The 15,489-nt window shown below is 73.5% G+C and carries 16 protein-coding genes; 3 read left to right on the forward strand and 13 right to left on the reverse strand.

All coding sequences use genetic code 11. The features are described 5' to 3' along the window. Positions 1-13: 13 nt before the first annotated feature. Entirely contained in the window at positions 14-1,024 is a 1,011-nt protein-coding gene (locus tag QDR37_RS02890; protein ID WP_279712047.1) for a putative sulfate exporter family transporter, read from the reverse strand. A 9-nt stretch (positions 1,025-1,033) separates the two neighbouring features. On the opposite strand from QDR37_RS02890, the gene QDR37_RS02895 reads away from it, so the two are divergent. Beyond that, on the forward strand, positions 1,034-1,396 hold the full coding sequence (locus QDR37_RS02895) for a hypothetical protein (RefSeq protein ID WP_279712048.1): 363 nt from the start codon (positions 1,034-1,036) through the stop codon (positions 1,394-1,396). Positions 1,397-1,403: 7 nt separating this feature from the next. On the opposite strand, the gene QDR37_RS02900 is transcribed toward QDR37_RS02895, so the two are convergent. Then, on the reverse strand, positions 1,404-2,174 hold the full coding sequence (locus QDR37_RS02900; protein ID WP_279712050.1) for a fumarylacetoacetate hydrolase family protein: 771 nt from the start codon (positions 2,172-2,174) through the stop codon (positions 1,404-1,406). A 52-nt stretch (positions 2,175-2,226) separates the two neighbouring features. Between QDR37_RS02900 and QDR37_RS02905 the strand changes: the two genes are divergently transcribed. After that, positions 2,227-2,736: a GNAT family N-acetyltransferase gene (locus tag QDR37_RS02905; protein WP_279712051.1), complete on the forward strand. Its 510-nt coding sequence runs from the start codon at positions 2,227-2,229 to the stop codon at positions 2,734-2,736. Positions 2,737-2,774: 38 nt separating this feature from the next. Then, entirely contained in the window at positions 2,775-3,635 is an 861-nt protein-coding gene (locus tag QDR37_RS02910; RefSeq protein ID WP_279712052.1) for a DNA-formamidopyrimidine glycosylase family protein, read from the forward strand. A 152-nt stretch (positions 3,636-3,787) separates the two neighbouring features. On the opposite strand, the gene QDR37_RS02915 is transcribed toward QDR37_RS02910, so the two are convergent. The 11 genes from QDR37_RS02915 to QDR37_RS02965 form a co-directional block, all read right to left on the reverse strand. Continuing rightward, on the reverse strand, positions 3,788-4,891 hold the full coding sequence (locus QDR37_RS02915; RefSeq protein ID WP_279712053.1) for a branched-chain amino acid aminotransferase: 1,104 nt from the start codon (positions 4,889-4,891) through the stop codon (positions 3,788-3,790). After that, positions 4,888-5,958: a 3-isopropylmalate dehydrogenase gene (locus QDR37_RS02920; protein WP_279712054.1), complete on the reverse strand. Its 1,071-nt coding sequence runs from the start codon at positions 5,956-5,958 to the stop codon at positions 4,888-4,890. Before QDR37_RS02920 ends, QDR37_RS02915 begins: the two co-directional genes overlap by 4 nt. Positions 5,959-6,034: 76 nt before the next feature. Beyond that, complete coding sequence (gene serA / locus QDR37_RS02925; RefSeq protein ID WP_279712055.1) at positions 6,035-7,624, reverse strand: phosphoglycerate dehydrogenase; 1,590 nt, start codon at positions 7,622-7,624, stop codon at positions 6,035-6,037. An 89-nt stretch (positions 7,625-7,713) separates the two neighbouring features. Beyond that, positions 7,714-8,901 (reverse strand): mannitol-1-phosphate 5-dehydrogenase, encoded by a 1,188-nt coding sequence (locus tag QDR37_RS02930; protein ID WP_279712057.1) that lies wholly within the window; start codon positions 8,899-8,901, stop codon positions 7,714-7,716. Positions 8,902-8,923: 22 nt separating this feature from the next. Beyond that, positions 8,924-9,316, reverse strand: a complete 393-nt coding sequence (locus QDR37_RS02935; protein WP_279712058.1) for a hypothetical protein — start codon at positions 9,314-9,316, stop codon at positions 8,924-8,926. Beyond that, entirely contained in the window at positions 9,313-9,741 is a 429-nt protein-coding gene (locus QDR37_RS02940) for a hypothetical protein (protein WP_279712059.1), read from the reverse strand. Before QDR37_RS02940 ends, QDR37_RS02935 begins: the two co-directional genes overlap by 4 nt. 14 nt (positions 9,742-9,755) lie before the next feature. Then, positions 9,756-10,160: a PPOX class F420-dependent oxidoreductase gene (locus tag QDR37_RS02945; protein ID WP_279712061.1), complete on the reverse strand. Its 405-nt coding sequence runs from the start codon at positions 10,158-10,160 to the stop codon at positions 9,756-9,758. Positions 10,161-10,185: 25 nt separating this feature from the next. Continuing rightward, positions 10,186-11,388 (reverse strand): NlpC/P60 family protein, encoded by a 1,203-nt coding sequence (locus QDR37_RS02950; protein ID WP_279712062.1) that lies wholly within the window; start codon positions 11,386-11,388, stop codon positions 10,186-10,188. Positions 11,389-11,986: 598 nt separating this feature from the next. Further along, positions 11,987-13,012 (reverse strand): ketol-acid reductoisomerase, encoded by a 1,026-nt coding sequence (gene ilvC / locus QDR37_RS02955; RefSeq protein WP_279712063.1) that lies wholly within the window; start codon positions 13,010-13,012, stop codon positions 11,987-11,989. A 31-nt stretch (positions 13,013-13,043) separates the two neighbouring features. Beyond that, entirely contained in the window at positions 13,044-13,550 is a 507-nt protein-coding gene (gene ilvN, locus QDR37_RS02960) for an acetolactate synthase small subunit (protein WP_279712064.1), read from the reverse strand. Further along, complete coding sequence (locus tag QDR37_RS02965; RefSeq protein ID WP_279712065.1) at positions 13,547-15,475, reverse strand: acetolactate synthase large subunit; 1,929 nt, start codon at positions 15,473-15,475, stop codon at positions 13,547-13,549. Before QDR37_RS02965 ends, ilvN begins: the two co-directional genes overlap by 4 nt. Positions 15,476-15,489: the final 14 nt, after the last annotated feature.

A 15,489-nucleotide genomic window follows, 5' to 3' on the forward strand; every position in this document is an offset into this window, starting at 1 on the left:
CCCTCGGGGCGGCTCAGGCCGCGACGACCGCGAGCGCCGCCACCGCGATGAGCGCCCATGATGCGAGCCCGACGACCGCCGTCCGCAGGCCCGTACCCGCGAGCGCGCGGAAGCGGATGCCGGTGCCGAGGCCGAACAGCGCCATGCCGAGCAGCACCGTCTGCACCGTGGCCGCGGTCGCGAGCAGCACCGGCGGCAGCGGCACGAGGCTGCGGATCGCGACGGCGACGACGAACCCGACGACGAACAGGGGCACGATCGGCGCCTTCAGCGCACCGGCTCCCCGACCGCGCAGGACGAGCCCCGTCGTCGCGACGATCGGGGCGAGCAGCAGCACGCGGAGCAGCTTCACGACGATGGCGACGGCGAGCGCGGCGCTCCCCCACTCCTGCGCGGTCGCCACGACCTGACCGACGTCGTGCACGCCGGCGCCGGTCCAGCGGCCGAACGCCGCCGTCGACATGCCCGCGGCGGCGGCGAGCAGCGGCAGCACGACGATCGCGAGGGTGCCGCAGAGCGTGACGAGCGCGACCGGGCGGGCCTGCTCCTTCGCGTCGCTGCGCGTGACGGCCGCCATCGCACCGACGGCGGAGACGCCGCAGATCGCGAACCCGGCGGCGAGCAGGATCGGCTCGTTCCCGGGCAGCCGCGCGAGCCGCGCGATGAGGTAGGTGCCACCGAACGCGACCAGGGTCACGACGACCACGGCCGCGATGGTCGGCCACCCGAGCCGCAGCAGGTCGCCCACGACGAGCTGCAGGCCGAGCAGCACGATGCCGATGCGCATGCAGCGGCGGGACGCGAGCGCGAGACCGGGCTTCAACGGCCCGTCGAGCACCGGCACGAGCGCGGGGACCTGCGCCGCGACCACGCCGAGCACGAGGCAGACGGTGAGCTGCGGCACCGCCGGCAGGGCGAGGTGCACGAGCAGCCCGGCGAGCACCGCCGCGAGCGCGACTCCCAGCCCGGCGACGGGGCGCAGCCGCGCACCGCGGGCTTGCGGGCGGCCCTCCTCGCTCACCATGCTGTCCCGATGCGGGAGGCCTTCGCCGTCGAAGCGGAGGCGGAGCTCGGGGAGGGCGCGGACGTCAGGGCGCTCGGCGGCGCCGTCACGGTCGCGCTCTGCGGCGCGCTCGAGCACCCCGGTCCCTGCCCGCTCGCACCCCACCGCACCACGACCGAGCCGGCGGGTGCGGTCGTCCGCGCACGCGTGGTCCTGGCCGCGGAGGCGGACCGGCGGGACGAGGCGGTGGATCGGGTGCGACGCGCGCTCGCCGTCGGGCGCTTCACGGATCCGGAGGGCGCCGAGCAGCGCTGGCGGCTGCTCGCCTGCCGCCCCGTGCCGCTGCGGGAGGCGGAGCAGGCCCTCGCCGCGCGGCTCGTCTCGCTGCCCTGAGCCCGGGTCACCCGCGGTTGCGGGCCGGGTTCACGAGCCGGCCGATGCCCTGGATCTGGATCTCGACGGTCTGCCCGTCGACGAAGCCGCCGAGGCCGGCCGGGGTGCCGGTGAGGATGAGGTCGCCGGGGAGCAGCGTCCAGACGTCCGAGACGTACTCGATGATCTCGGGGATGCCGTGGATCATGTCGCGGGTGTTGCCGCGCCGGCGCGGCTCGCCGTCGACGAAGGTCTGGATGTCGACGCCGCGGGGATCGATCTCCGTCTCGATCACGGGACCGATGGGGCAGAACGTGTCGTAGCCCTTCGCCCGCGCCCACTGGCCGTCGGCGAACATCTCGTCGCGCGCGGAGACGTCGTTCGCGATCGTGTAGCCGAAGATCACGTCGTCGGCGTCCTCGGCCCGCACCCGCTTCGCGACGGAGCCGATGACGACGGCGAGCTCGCCCTCGTGCACGATGCGGCCCTCGACCGGCGGGATCTGGATCGGGTCGCCGGGACCGATGATCGCCGTGTTCGGCTTGAGGAAGATCACCGGGCGGTCGCTCGACCCGGGGGCGAGCTCCTCCTTGTGCTCCGGGTAGTTCATCCCGACGCAGACGATCTTCGAGCGCGGGATCACGGGCGCGAGGAACCGGGCCTCGGCGATCGGGATGCGCTCCCCCGTCGACTCGAAGCCCCGGTACATCGGGTCGCCCTCGAGGACGACGAGGTCCTCGTCGTCGATGATGCCGAACTGCGGGTCGCTCCCGCCCGAGGTGAACCGCGCGATCTTCACTCCCCGAGCCTACTGAGAGCCCGGGGAAGGCAGCCGGGAGGAGCATGCTGCGGTGCCCTCCCTCGAGCGCGTCCGCACCGACCGCCTCCTGCTGCGCCGCCCGGCGGAGGACGACGCGCCGCTCGTGCTCACGCTGCTGAACGATCCCGACGGGGTGCGGCACAACCCGTCGGATGCGCTGCACACCCTCGAGGAGGCGCGGGACCTGGTGCGCCGCTGGCAGGAGCAGTGGGACGCGGGGCTCGGCTACTGGGTCGTCGAGCAGGACGGCGCCGGCCTCGGCGTGTGCGGCGTCAAGGCGGTGCGCCTCGCGGACCGGCCGGTGTGGAACCTGCTCTACCGCCTGCTGCCCGAGGCGCAAGGGCGCGGCGTCGCGCGGGAGGCGGCGGCCGAGGCGGTGCGGCGGGCGCAGGAGGTGGATCCGGGCAGGCCGGTCGTCGCGCGGGTCCGGCCCGCCAACACCGCGAGCGCCCGCGTCGCCGCCGCGATCGGCCTCGAGCGCCGCCCGGACCTCGACGTCGAGGGCGAGGACGGCGCGGACGAGGTGTGGGCGACGCCGTAGTCGGCGCATGGACCGCCTGATCGGAGCAGAATCAGCGCATGCCCGAGATGCCGGAGGTGCACGCCCTGGCCGTCGACCTGTCGCAGCGGCTCGAGGGGCAGGTCGTCGAGCGGTTCGACGTCACGTCGATCTCCGCTCTGAAGACCTTCGACCCGCCGCTCTCCGCGGTCGCCGGTCTCGAGGTGCGCGAGGTGACGCACCACGGCAAGTTCCTCGACCTCGACCTCGAGTCGCTGCATGTCGTGGTCCACCTCGCGAAGGCCGGCTGGATCCGCTGGTACGACGTGCTGCCGAAGCCCCGCACCGGCCGCGGCGCAATGGCCGGGCGGCTCGCGCTCCGCGACGGCTCCGGACTCGCGATCACGGAGGCGGGCGCGACGAAGCGGCTCGCGATCTGGGTCGTGACCGACCCGCTGACCGTGCCGGGCATCGCGACGCTCGGACCGGATCCCCTCGATCCCGCCTTCACCGAGGAGCGCTTCGCCGAGATCCTGCACGGCGCCGGCCGCGCGCAGATCAAGGGGGTGCTCCGCAACCAGGGCCTGATCGCGGGCATCGGGAACGCCTACTCGGACGAGATCCTGCACGCCGCGAGGATGTCGCCCTTCAAGCCCGCGTCGATGGCGCCGGACGACGTGGCGCGCCTCTACACGGTGATGCGGGAGCTGCTCGCCGACGCCGTGCGCCGATCGGAGGGGCTCGCCGCGTCCGACCTGAAGAGCGAGAAGCGGTCGGGGATGCGCGTGCACGGCCGCACCGGCGAGGCTTGCCCGGTGTGCGGCGACACGATCCACCAGGTGCGCTTCGCGGACTCGTCGCTGCAGTACTGCCCGACGTGCCAGACGGGCGGCAAGCCGCTCGCCGACCGCGCCCTGAGCCGCCTCGGCATCACCCGCTGACCCGCACTCCGGTCGCAGCTCGCGCCGGTCCGGCGGGTCGGGAACGACTCCACCTGCGCACGGGCGCCGCCGCGTCCTCGACCGGGTCGCAGCTCGCGTCGCCCTGCTCAGCGCGAGCGCGACGCGGACTGCGACCGGAGCGGGGCAGGAGGTCAGGCCAGGCGGACCATCCAGTCGTGGTGGTCCTCGCGGCGGCCGTACTGGATGCCGGTCAGCTCCTCGCGGAGGCTCATCGTGAGCGCGCCCGCCGGAGCCCCGGCCGAGCCGATCGTGAAGTCCTGCGCCTTCACCTGCGCGATCGGGGTGACGACCGCGGCGGTGCCGCACGCGAACACCTCGGTGATCGCGCCGGACTCGACGCCCTCGCGCCACTCGTCGATCGAGAAGCGCCGCTCCTCGACGGTGTGCCCGCGCTCCTCCGCGAGCGCGATGATGCTCGACCGCGTGATGCCCTCGAGGATCGTGCCCGACAGCGCCGGCGTGACGATGCGGCCGTCGCCGTACGCGAAGAAGATGTTCATGCCGCCGAGCTCCTCGACGTAGCGCCGCTCCTCCGCGTCGAGGAACAGCACCTGCTGGCAGCCCTGCTCGTACGCCTCGGCCTGCGGCAGGAGGCTCGCCGCGTAGTTGCCACCGGTCTTCGCCGCGCCCATGCCGCCGCGACCGGCGCGCGTGTACTCCTGCGAGAGCCAGATGCTCACGGGCTTCACCCCGCCGGAGAAGTAGGCGCCCGCAGGCGAGGCGATCACGTGGAAGTCGACCTCGTGCGCACCGCGGACGCCGAGGAACGCCTCGCTGCCGATCATGAACGGCCGCACGTAGAGACTCGTCTCGGGCGCGCCCGGCACCCAGGCCTTGTCGACCTCGACGAGGCGCTGCACCGCGGCGAGGAAGTGCCCCTCCGGCAGCAGCGGCAGCGCGAGCCGCGCGGCCGACCGCTGCATGCGCAGCGCGTTCTGCTCGGGCCGGAACGCCCAGATCGAGTCGTCCGCGTGCCGGTAGACCTTGAGACCCTCGAAGATCTCCTGCGCGTAGTGCAGCACCGCGGACGCCGGGTCGAGGGAGAGCGGCCCGTACGGCACCACCCGGGCGTCGTGCCAGCCCTCGTCGACGCTCCAGGAGATGGTCGCCATGTGGTCGGTGAAGTACTTGCCGAAGCCCGGGTCGGCGAGGATCGCCTCGCGCTCGGCGTCGGCCTTCGCCTGCTGCGACGGCGTCGTCGTGAACTCGAGCGGGATCGTGGCGGTGTCGGTCAACGGGACTCCTTCGCAGCGCGGCGGGGCAGCGCGGCGAGCACCGCGTCCCCGACCTCGGTTGTGGTGCGGGCGGACCCGTCGCGCGCGGCGAGGTCGTCGAGCACGGCGGTGGTGACCCGGCCTGCCTCCTCGGTGAGGCCGACGTGGTCGAGCAGCAGGGCGGCCGAGAGGATCGCCGCGGTCGGGTCGGCCCTGCCGGTGCCCGCGATGTCGGGCGCGGAGCCGTGCACCGGCTCGAACATCGACGGGAAGGCGCGGTCCGGGTTCAGGTTCGCGGACGCCGCGAGCCCGATGCCGCCGCCGATCGCCGCGGCGAGGTCGGTGAGGATGTCGCCGAACAGGTTGTCGGTGACGATCACGTCGAAGCGGGCCGGGTCGGTGACGAGGAAGATCGTCGCGGCGTCGACGTGCAGGTAGTCGACGACGACGTCCGGGTAGTCGGCCCCGATCTCGTCGACGATGCGCCGCCAGAGCGCGCCCGAGTAGGTGAGCACGTTCGTCTTGTGCACGAGCGTCAGCCGATTCCGGCGCTCGGCGGCCTTCGCGAACGCGTATGCGACGACGCGACGCACGCCGTAGGCCGTGTTGACGCTCACCTCGGTGGCGATCTCGGCGTCGGTGCCGGTGCGCAGCGACCCGCCGTTGCCGGCGTAGGGCCCCTCGGTGCCCTCGCGGACGACGACGAAGTCGACCGCGCCGGGGTCGGCCAGCGGGCTCGGGAAGCCCGGGTAGAGCACCGTGGGCCGCAGGTTCACGTAGTGGTCGAGCGCGAAGCGCAGCTTCAGCAGCAGACCCCGCTCGATGTTCGCGCCTGCGAGGCGGGGATCGCCGGGGCGGCCGCCGACCGCGCCGAGCAGGATCGCGTCGTGCTCGGCGATCGCGGCGAGCTCGGCGTCGGGCAGCACGTCGCCGGTGGCGAGGAAGCGCTCGGCGCCGAGCCGGAACTCGGTCGTCTCGATCTCGGCGGCGTCGCCGACCGCGGCGAGCAGCACCTTGAGCGCCTCGCCCACGACCTCGGGACCGATGCCGTCGCCGCCGATGACGGCGAGGCGGATGCGTCGGGACACAGGTGGCTCCCCTCGTTGTCGCGCCCGATCAGGCTAGCGCCCGTGCCGGGACGCGATCAGAGGGGTCCGGAGCGGCTCAGTCGACCAGGTCGATCGCCTTCAGGCTCGTGGCCTCGATGCGCCGCGACACCTCCTGCAGCACCTCGGGCGCCGCGGGTGAGTCGATCGTCAGCACGCTGAGCGCCTCGCCGCCGGCGGCCCGCCGCGCGATCTGCATGGCCGCGATGTTGATGCCCGCCTCGCCGAGCAGCGCGCCGTACTGCGCGACGATGCCGGGGCGGTCGGTGTAGGTGAAGACGACGAGGTGCGGCGCGACCGCCACGTCGACCTCGTAGCCCTCGACCTCGGTGATCCGCTCGACCTGCTTCGGGCCGGTCAGCGTGCCGGCCACGCTGTGGGTGCTGCCGGTCGTCGTCGCGCCGCGGAGGGCGATGACGTTGCGGTAGTCGGTGCTCACCGGGTCCGTGATGAGCCGCACCTGCAGGCCGCGCTCCTCGGCGAGCAGCGGCGCGTTCACGTAGGAGACGTGGTCGCTGACGCCGCTCGCGAAGAAGCCCTTCAGCGCCGCGAGCTTCAGCACGCTCACGTCGTAGCCGGCGAGCTCGCCGCGCACCTCGACGTCGAGGGTCGCGACGGGACCGTCGGCGAGGCCGGCGAACACCTGCCCGAGCTTCTCGACGAGGGGGATGCCGGGCCGCACGTACGGGTCGATCACGCCGCCCGCCACGTTCACCGCGTCGGGCACGAGCTCACCGCCGAGCGCGAGCCGGACGCTCCGCGCGACGGCCACGCCCGCCTTCTCCTGCGCCTCGTCGGTGGAGGCGCCGAGGTGCGGCGTGACCTGCAGGGTGGGCTGCGCGAGCAGCGCCGCGTTCGCGGGCGGCTCCTGCACGAACACGTCGAGCGCGGCGCCGGCGATGCGCCCCTCGGCGAGGGCCCGCGCGAGCGCGTCCTCGTCGATGATGCCGCCGCGGCTCGCGTTCACGATGCGCAACGAGGGCTTCGCGACCGCGAACTGCTCGGCGCCGATGAGGCTGGTGGTCTCCGGTGTCTTCGGGATGTGCACGGTGACGAAGTCGGCCTGGCGCATCAGGTCGTCGAGCGACAGGAGGCCGACGCCGAGCTGCTGCGCGCGGGCGGGCGTCACGTACGGGTCGTAGGCGACGAGCGTGACGCCGAACGCCGCGAGGCGCTGGGCGACGAGGGTGCCGATGCGGCCGAGCCCGACGATGCCGACGGTCTTGTCGTAGAGCTCGACACCGGTGAAGCGGGAGCGCTTCCACTCCCCCGCCTTCAGCGACGCGTGCGCGTCGGGCAGGTGGCGGGCGAGGGCGAGCAGGTGCCCGATCGCGAGCTCGGCGGCCGAGACGATGTTCGAGGTCGGCGCGTTCACGACCATGACGCCCGCCTTCGTCGCGGCGGGCAGATCGACGTTGTCGAGTCCCACGCCGGCGCGGGCGACGACCTGCAGCCGAGGCGCGGCCGCGATGGCCTCGGCGTCGACCTTCGTCGCGGAGCGGACGAGCAGCGCGTCCGCGTCGGCGAGCGCGGCGAGCAGGGCCGGACGGTCGGTGCCGTCGACCTCGCGCACGTCGAAGTCCGGGCCGAGGGCGTCCACGGTGGCCGGCGACAGCTGCTCCGCGAGCAGCACGATCGGCTTGGTCACGGTCGTCGGTCCTCCTCGGGGCGGCGGGTGCGGGCCGCGGCCAGCCTATTGGCGCCTGCTGCAGCGCCCCGACCGCATGACGTCGGAGGTCAGCGACCGCGCCCGAGCGCCTCGGACCGCGCGCGGAAGAGCGGCAGCAGGTCGGCGAACAGCGGATGCCGGGGCTCGATGCCCGTGAGCACCGTGACGGCGCCGTCCGGCTCCTCGCGACGCAGGATCGCCTGCAGCTCGACGCTCTCGGCGTCGGCCTCCGTGTCGAACGCGAGCGCCGCCTCGACCGCGCGCAGCAGATGGTCGCGGGGCATCCCGCGCTCGGCGAGCTGCGAGGCCGGCCCGATGAAGCGCTCGTTGCGGCTCAGCTTGCGCAGCGGCCCGCGGCCGACGCGCTCGACGGTGTCGGGCAGGTCGGGGTTCGACAGCCGCCCGAGGATCGTCTCGCCGTAGGCGCGCTGCTCCGCCTCGTCGAGGCCGAACTTCTGGACGAGCAGCGACCGGGTCTCGGCGATGGCGCCCTCGACCTCGGAGCGGATCGCGGGGTCGCCGATGGCGTCGGTGATGCCGCGGACGCCGCGGACGAAGCCGTGGTACGCGGCCGTCGCGTGCGCGGTGTTCACCGTGAAGAGCTTGCGCTCGATGAACGGTGCGAGGTCGTCGACCCAGTGCACGCCATCGATGGCCGGCGGCTCGCCGCCGAACGGCGTGCGGTCGATGACCCACTCGAAGAACGGCTCGAGCGTCACGTCGAGGCCTGCGGCGGGATCCTGCGCGGGGACGATGCGGTCGATCGCCGTGTTCGCGAAGACGGCGACGGCATCGAGGGCGTCGGCCTCCGACTCGGGCAGCGCGGCGACCACGAGGCCCTTCAGCGCGTCGGTGGCGTTGATCGCGTTCTCGCACGCGAAGACCGCGAGCCGCTGGTCGGGACCAGCGATCACCTCGCCCCCCGCCTCGATGCGCCGGGCGATGCCGCGGGCGATCACCGGCGCGACGAACGGCAGCACGCGAGGGCCGACCGCGGTGGTGATGATGTCCGCCGTGGCGATCTCGTCGATCAGGCGGTCCTCGTCGGTTCGGCTGTTGATCGCGCGGAAGTTCGAGACGACCGAGTCGGTGCCGCCCTCGCCGATCTCGTGCACCGTGTACGACTCGGCGGCGGCGAGCGCGTCGATCAGGCTGTCGACGACGTCCGCGAAGACGACCTCGTAGCCGCTGCGCTCGAGCAGCTGCCCGACGAACCCGCGCCCGATGTTGCCCGCACCGAACTGGATCGCTTTCACGCCGCCACGCTAGCGCGGCGCGTCAGCGGACACCGATCCCCCGTTGGAAGACGGCGAGCACGGTGAGCGTGAGCGCCTGGGAGGCGCAGAACGCGACGAGGAGCATGAGCGCGAGGCGTCCGGGCGCCTGGCGCCGCCCGAGCCAGACGGTCGCGCCGTAGGTGAGCACGGGCACGGCGATGCCGGCGGCGAGCACGACCCACGCGAAGGCGCTCAGGCTGCTGTGCACCACGGCGGCGAAGCCGAGCCATGCGAGCAGGTTCGACACGGCGCCGAGCAGCTCCCAGAGGAACGCGAGCAGGAAGGCGAGGGCGACGGCGAGCGAGGCGAGGCGGCGGCGGGCCCGGCGCTCCGCGGCCTCCGCGGCCGCGTCGCTCCGGCGGGGCTCGGCCGCGGTGCCCGGATCGGCGCTCACAGCAGTCCCAGCAGCGCCGGCCACGGCACGAGCACCACCGCCCCGAGCAGGAGCCACGCCACGCGACGTGACGGGGTGCGGATGCGCCAGGCGGCGAGCACGAACCAGAGCGGCGCGGCGGCCACGGCGGCGATCCGGCCGATCACGTTCACCGCGTAGCCGGCCGCCGAGACCGGGTCGCCGGTGCCGCCGGTGACCGTGGCCGCCATCGTGGCGCTCGTGACGCTGCGGATCCAGCCGAGCGTCTCGAGGAGGGCGATCCCGCCCAGCACGCCGAGCAGCACGAGCGCGAGACCGCCCTGAGGCGCGGCCGGGTCACGCGGGACGCGGACGCGGGCGGGCCTCGGCGCGGTCCCACCACCCACCTGCAGCCGATCGTCGCCGGCCCAGGAGAGCGCCTCGTCGTCGACGTCGGGATCGGTCATCGCCGTCGATCCTCTCAGGCGGCGCGGTCGGTGATGCGCAGGATCACACGCTTCGCGCCGCGCCGCTCGGCCAGCCGCTCGATCAGCTGGAACCCGCCGAACACCAGCCCGTACTTGCGGCCGAGGGCGGCGAGCGGGCCCTCGTGGTCGGCGGGGTCGTCGAGGACCTCGGCGCGGCCGAGGACGACCGGCGCGCCCGGCCGGACCCGGCCGCGCGCGTCGCACTCGCGCAGCTCGACGGCCGGGTCGTTGCGCAGCCGCTTCGCCTTGCCGGTGCTCGCGTGCGTGGTGACGACGAGCGCGTCGCCGTACGGCGCCACCCAGACCGGCGTCGCGACGGGCACGCCGGAGCGGCGGAAGGTCGTGAGCGAGACGTACCGACGGCGTCCCGCGGCGGCCAGATCGGGTCCGAGCGGCATGGTCCGGAACCCTACCCGCGGCGTATCAGGCGCCGGGGCGCGCCACCTCGCCGACGAGCTGGTAGCCGCGGACGGCGGTCTCGCGAACCGGGACGCCCGCGTACGGCGCCTCGATCATGCTGCCGCCCCCCGCGTAGATCGCGACGTGGTACATGTCGCCGCCGCCGTCCGTGTAGAAGACGAGGTCTCCGGGCTGCGCGTCGGCGAACGGCACGAGCTGGCCGGCGGCCGCGGCGGCCGCGTACTGGCCGGTCGCCGTGTGGCCGCCGATGCCGATGCCCGCCGCCGCGTAGGCCGCCATGGTGAGCCCGGAGCAGTCGTAGGCCGACGGCCCTGCGGCGCCGAAGCCGTACGGCTTGCCGATCTGCGCGCGGGCGAAGGCGACGGCCTCGGCGCCGGCGGCGCCGTTCGAGCGGACCGGCGCGCTGCCGGACGACGAGCCGGAGGCCCCGGACGGGGTCACGGGCGCCACGGCCGGCGCCGCCGCCCTCGTCGCGGCGGCTGCAGCCGCGGCGACGGCACGGTCCCGGGCGACGAGGGTCGCGAGCTTCGCCTGCAGGACGTGCTGGAGGGCCTGCTGACGTCGGACGACCTCCGCGGTCGCCGTCGCCTCGGCCCGGGCCGTGGTGTAGGCCGAGGCGGCGGCGCTGGCGGTGCGCTGGGCGGCTGCGGAGGCGGACTCGGCCTTCGCCTGCAGGCCGGCGGCGGTGCGGCTGTCCTGCGCGGCGATGCGGGACAGGCGCACGGACTGCACCGAGAGCTCGGACATGCGGCTCAGGCCGTAGAGCACGCGCTCCGCCCCGCCGCCATCGAGCATGAGCCCGGTCGTGCCGTCGTCGCTGCCGTGCCGCGCGAGGTTCACGGCGACGAGGCCGGCCTGCGCCCGCGACTTGCGGGCCTTCGCCGCGGCGGCCCGCGCGGCGAGGTCGGCGGCGTGCGCCTGCTGCGCCGCGCTCGCCGCGGCGTCGGCCGCCCGGTGGTACCGCTCGGCGCTGATCTGCGCCGCCCGGCCGGCCTTCTCGGCCGTGCGCTCGACGGTGCCGAGGCAGGCGGTGATCCGCGTGACCGCGGCGCGGGCCGCGGCCGTGGTGCCGACGTCGACGCTGACCGACGAGCAGGGGGCGGCGGGCGCCGCGACGGCGCCTGACAGCGCGGGAACGGCGAGGGTGAGTGCGGCGGCGGCGCCGAGCGCGGCCGCGACGGTGCGGCGCGTCCTACGGGGGTTCACGACAGAGGTCTCCTGCACGGCGGGGGTCGCGGCACGGCGCGCAGGGCTGCGGAAGCGGCTGGGGTCTGCCGCTTGGGGGTACCGCAGTGGGGAGTGCGCGAGGCGAGCCGGGGTGTCGACTGGTCGGGGGCACCGTAGCAACACCCGCGCACGATCACACAATCCGCGCAGAACAACTGAGCGGCGCGTGTCAACGCGACACGCCGAAGGGAACCCGCGAACACGCCGTGTCCGGCGTTGCGGATCGGTAACAGAACGGCGTGTCTGCGTAATCGCTGAAGAAGCGTGTCGGGGAGTTGCCGGGACGACGGCAGGAAGGCGCCTGGACGTCACCCATGCGGCTCGAGTGAGCCGCATGGCGCGCCGGAACGACGGAAGCGGGCCCCGGCGACAGCCGGGACCCGCTTCCGAGGAGGTGGGGGATCAGCGCGCGGCGCGACCCTCCTGTGGGATGCGCTCGCGCATCCCGCACATGAACGCAGCGTCAGGACGAAGTGGAGCGACCGCCGCTCAACGAGCGGCGCGGCCCTTCCCGCGGGATGCGCTCGCGCATCCCGCACATGAACGCAGCGTCAGGACGAAGTGGCGGGCCCGCCGCTCAACGAGCGGCGCGGCCCTCCACGTAGTCGTCGGAGGTGTTGCGCCAGGCGAAGAGCGAGCGCAGCTCGCGGCCGACCTCCTCGATCGGGTGCTGCTCGCCCTTGGCGCGCAGCTCGAGGAACTCCTTGCCGCCGTTGTCCTGGTCGCCGATGAAGCGCTTCGCGAACGTGCCGTCCTGGATGTCCTTCAGGACCGCCTGCATGTTCTGCTTCACCTCGGGCGAGATGACGCGCGGGCCGGAGACGTAGTCGCCGTACTCGGCCGTGTCGGAGATGCTCCAGCGCATCTTCGCGATGCCGCCCTCCCAGAGCAGGTCGACGATGAGCTTCAGCTCGTGCAGCACCTCGAAGTAGGCGATCTGCGGCTGGTAGCCCGCCTCGGTGAGCGTCTCGAAGCCGTACTGGACGAGCTGGCTGAGCCCGCCGCAGAGCACGGCCTGCTCGCCGAACAGGTCGGTCTCGGTCTCCTCGGTGAAGGTCGTCTTGATGCCGCCCGCGCGCAGGCCGCCGATCGCCTTCGCATACGACCAGGCGAGGTCCCACGCCTTGCCGCTCGCGTCCTGCTCGACGGCGACGATCACGGGTACGCCGCGGCCGGCTTCGAACTCGCGCCGCACGGTGTGGCCGGGACCCTTCGGGGCGACCATGACGACGTCGACGTTGTCGGGCGCCGTGATGTAGCCGAAGCGGATGTTGAAGCCGTGGCCGAACAGCAGCGCCTTGCCGTCGGCGAGGTTCGGCGCGATGTCGTTCGCGTAGACGTGACGCTGCACCTGGTCGGGCGCGAGGACCACGATCACGTCGGCCCAGCGGGCCGCGTCGGCGGGCGTGTGCACGCGGAAGCCGGCGTCCTCGGCCTTGCTGCGGCTCTTCGAGCCCTCCTGCAGGCCGACGACGACCTCAACGCCCGAGTCGCGGAGGTTGAGGGCGTGCGCGTGGCCCTGCGAGCCGTAGCCGATGACGGCGACCTTCTTGCCCTGGATGAGGGAGAGGTCGGCGTCGTTGTCGTAGACGATCTCGGTCACTGTGCGTCCGTGCCTTTCGTTGGGGTTCGGTTCATGGGCGCGGGATGCGCTCGGTGATGCTCTTCGGGCCGCGGCCGATCGCGAGCAGCCCCGACTGGGCGAGCTCGCGGATGCCGTACGGCTCGAGCACCTTGAGCAGCGCGCCGGTCTTCTGGGTGTCGCCCGTCACCTCGATGACGAGGGCCTCCGTCGTCACGTCGACCACCGAGGCCCGGAAGAGCTCGACGATCTCGAGCACCTGGCTGCGGGTCGAGTTGTCGACCTTCACCTTGATCATCACGTGCTCGTGCAGCACCGACGAGGTGGGCTCGAGCTCGACGATCTTGATGACGTTGACGAGCTTGTTCAGCTGCTTCGTGACCTGCTCGAGCGGCAGGTCCTCGACGTCGACGACCGCGGTGATGCGCGACAGGCCCGGCACCTCGGAGTGCCCGACGGCGAGCGACTCGATGTTGAAGCCGCGCCTCGCGAAGAGCCCGGCGACGCGGGTGAGCAGCCCGGGCTTGTCCTCGACGAGCAGGGAGAGGACGTGGCTCATCGTTTGCGGGGTGCGGTCGGGTTGCGGGACTCGTCCTGCGGGTCGGCCGACGGCAGGTACAGGTCGGGGTCCTGCCCGTCGGGCGCCTCGTCGCCCTCCCAGCTCGGCGCGTGGTCGCGCGCGTACTGGATGTACGAGTTGCTGACGCCCTGCGGCACCATCGGCCAGACCATCGCGTCGGCGGAGACGACGAAGTCGAGCACGACGGGGCGGTCGTTCGTCTCGAGGGCGAGCCGGATCGCGTCGTCGACCTCCTCCTCGCGCTCGACGCGGATGCCGAGCGCGCCGTAGGCCTCCGCGAGCTTCACGAAGTCGGGGATGCGGGCGGTGCCGTGACCGGTGTTCAGGTGGGTGTTGGAGTAGCGGCCGTCGTAGAAGAGGGTCTGCCACTGGCGGACCATGCCGAGCGACGAGTTGTTGATGATCGCGACCTTGATCGGGATCTGGTTGAGCACGCACGTGGCGAGCTCCTGGTTCGTCATCTGGAAGCAGCCGTCGCCGTCGATCGCCCAGACCACGCGGTCGGGCTCGGCGACCTTCGCGCCCATCGCGGCGGGCACGCCGTAGCCCATCGTGCCGGCGCCGCCGGAGTTCAGCCACGACCCGGGGCGCTCGTACTTGATGAACTGCGCCGCCCACATCTGGTGCTGGCCGACGCCGGAGGCGTAGACGGCCTCGGGGCCCGAGAGCTCGCCGATGCGCTTGATGACGAGCTGCGGCGAGAGCAGCCCGTCGGTGGTGGGCGCGTAGCCGAGCGGGAACTCGCTCTGCAGGCCGCGCAGGTACTCCCACCAGTCGGCGTACCGCTCCCCCGCGGCGCGGTCGTCGCCGGCGGTCTGCTCGCGGAACGCCTCGGCGAGGTCGCCGCAGACCTCCTTCGCGTCCCCGACGATCGGCACGTCGGCGAAGCGGATCTTGCCGATCTCGGCCGGGTCGATGTCGATGTGCACGACCTTGGCGTTCGGCGCGAAGAGCGACGCCTTGCCGGTGACGCGGTCGTCGAACCGGGCCCCGATCGACACGAGGAGGTCGGACTCCTGCAGCGCGAGGACCGCCGGGACGGTGCCGTGCATGCCGGGCATGCCGAGGTTCGCCGGGTGGCTGTCGGGGAACGCGCCGCGCGCCATGAGCGTGGTGACGACCGGGGCGCCGGTGACGTCGGCGAGGTCGATCAGCTCCTTCGAGCCCCGGGCGCGCACGACGCCGCCGCCGACGTAGAGCACCGGACGGCGCGCGCTCGCGAGCAGCGCGGCGGCTGCCTGCACCTGCTTGCCGTGCACCTTCGCGACCGGGCGGTAGCCGGGCAGGTCGAGCTTCACCGGCCAGACGAAGGGGGCGCGGTTCTGCTGCGCGTCCTTCGTGATGTCGACGAGCACCGGCCCGGGACGGCCCGTGGAGGCGATGTGGTACGCGGATGCGATCGCCGCGGGGATGTCGGCGGCGTCCGTGACGAGGAAGGAGTGCTTCGTGATCGGCATCGTGATGCCCACGATGTCGGCCTCCTGGAAGGCGTCGGTGCCCATGAGCGTCGAGAACACCTGGCCGGTGATCGCGAGCAGCGGCACCGAGTCCATGTAGGCGTCGGCGATGGCGGTGACGAGGTTCGTGGCGCCCGGTCCGGAGGTCGCGATGGCGACGCCCACGCGGCCCGACGCGGCGGCGTAGCCCTCGGCCGCGTGACCGGCGCCCTGCTCGTGCCGGACGAGGATGTGCCGGATGTGCTCGGCGTCGAGCAGCGGGTCGTAGACGGGCAGGATCGCGCCGCCCGGCAGCCCGAAGACGTCGGTGACGCCGAGCAGCTCGAGCGTGCGCACGACCGCCTCGGCGCCCGTGATGACCTCGGGCTCGGGGGCACGGGTGGCGTGCTCGCCGCCGGGGGCGGGACGCGGCACGGCGCGCAGCGGGGTGGGGATCGGGATGGTCATGGCCTCTCCAACGA

It is taken from the genome of Amnibacterium sp. CER49, assembly GCF_029846255.1.
Classification (GTDB): Bacteria; Actinomycetota; Actinomycetes; order Actinomycetales; family Microbacteriaceae; genus Amnibacterium.

What these genes read in the sequence shown, in the direction of transcription:
- QDR37_RS02940 (WP_279712059.1), bottom strand. Translation starts at nt 9,741, where the DNA reads ATGACCGATCCCGACGTCGACGACGAGGCGCTCTCCTGGGCCGGCGAC.
- QDR37_RS02895 (WP_279712048.1), top strand. Translation starts at nt 1,034, where the DNA reads ATGCGGGAGGCCTTCGCCGTCGAAGCGGAGGCGGAGCTCGGGGAGGGC.
- QDR37_RS02945 (WP_279712061.1), bottom strand. Translation starts at nt 10,160, where the DNA reads ATGCCGCTCGGACCCGATCTGGCCGCCGCGGGACGCCGTCGGTACGTC.
- QDR37_RS02890 (WP_279712047.1), bottom strand. Translation starts at nt 1,024, where the DNA reads ATGGTGAGCGAGGAGGGCCGCCCGCAAGCCCGCGGTGCGCGGCTGCGC.
- QDR37_RS02910 (WP_279712052.1), top strand. Translation starts at nt 2,775, where the DNA reads ATGCCCGAGATGCCGGAGGTGCACGCCCTGGCCGTCGACCTGTCGCAG.
- ilvN (WP_279712064.1), bottom strand. Translation starts at nt 13,550, where the DNA reads ATGAGCCACGTCCTCTCCCTGCTCGTCGAGGACAAGCCCGGGCTGCTC.
- QDR37_RS02965 (WP_279712065.1), bottom strand. Translation starts at nt 15,475, where the DNA reads ATGACCATCCCGATCCCCACCCCGCTGCGCGCCGTGCCGCGTCCCGCC.